Below are 1,107 nucleotides of genomic sequence, written 5' to 3' on the forward strand. Positions count from 1 at the left end.
CACCTCCTTGCTGCTCCCACTGCCGTTCCCGGCGCTGCTGATCTCGATCTTGCGGGGCTTGGCCCGCTCCGCGAGCGGGATCGTCAACCTCAGCACCCCAGCGTCGTAGCCGGCATCGATATTCTCGGTGTCGAGGTTCTCGCCCAGAAACAGTTGACGACTGAACACACCCCGCGGACGCTCAGCCGCAATCATCTCCTCCTCCCCGCCACGAACCGGCCGCTCCGCATGCACCGTCAACACGTTCCGGTCCACATCGAGATCGAGCGAACCCGGATCCATGCCGGGAAGATCGAACTCGACGACGAACCGCTCACCTTCCTGCCAGGCATCCATCGGCATCACCGCCGGCTGCGACGCAGTACCCAACAGCTGTCGGGTCAGGCGGTCGAGGTCACGGAAAGGATCGGTGCGCATCAACATTTTCGGTCACCTCCAGGAGAAATCTCTGGAACCGTTCACTGAGTACCACCACCGCATCCACCGCACTTCTACAGTAGATGCTGTAGATTTGGTATATCACCAAACGCACATCGGATCAAGAGTATTTCCCGGCAGATCTACGCTGCAATCGGAAAATTCTTGGATGGGAGGACCATCATGGCGCGCAACCCGACTATCGCCGAACCCCCTGGCCTGTACGCGATCTCAGTGACATCGGAACTCTCCGGATTCACCGCCGGCACACTGCGACTCTACGAACAGTACGGCCTGATCACCCCCACCCGCACCCGCGGCGGCACACGACGCTACAACAACGACGACCTCACCCGCCTCGGCCGCATCGCGGACCTGATCGCCGACGGCATCAACCTCGTCGGCATCAAACGAGTCCTCGAACTCGAGGACAACACCGCCCTACTACGCCGCGACAACACCCGGCTACGCGCGGACAACGCCGACCTACGCCAGAAAAACACACACGACACATAGAAACGACCGTGATCGCCAGCAGAGAAAGGACCATCGTCATGGAACACGACCACATTCGCGCAGCACTCGACGCGACACCCGGCGCCGACTACATCGAACAAACCATCCCAGCCGACCCAGACGCTGTCTCGGTGAATGCCGTCGACGCCGAGGCCCTCACCACCGAACTCGACA

Annotated in this window: 2 protein-coding genes; one reads left to right on the top strand and one right to left on the bottom strand. The window is 61.1% G+C overall.

Going from position 1 to position 1,107, the window contains the following annotated elements:
* The coding region (locus B0E55_RS31295) for an Hsp20/alpha crystallin family protein (protein ID WP_080911180.1) at positions 1 to 423 on the bottom strand (423 nt) is incomplete at its 3' end.
* A 177-nt stretch (positions 424 to 600) separates the two neighbouring features.
* Here B0E55_RS31295 and B0E55_RS31300 point away from each other — a divergent pair.
* Entirely contained in the window at positions 601 to 933 is a 333-nt protein-coding gene (locus B0E55_RS31300; RefSeq protein WP_080911181.1) for a MerR family transcriptional regulator, read from the top strand.
* Positions 934 to 1,107: the final 174 nt, after the last annotated feature.

The organism is Rhodococcus sp. 66b (assembly GCF_002076325.1).
GTDB classification, from domain to species: Bacteria; Actinomycetota; Actinomycetes; order Mycobacteriales; family Mycobacteriaceae; genus Rhodococcus_F; species Rhodococcus_F erythropolis.

What these genes read in the sequence shown, in the direction of transcription:
- B0E55_RS31300 (WP_080911181.1), top strand. Translation starts at nt 601, where the DNA reads ATGGCGCGCAACCCGACTATCGCCGAACCCCCTGGCCTGTACGCGATC.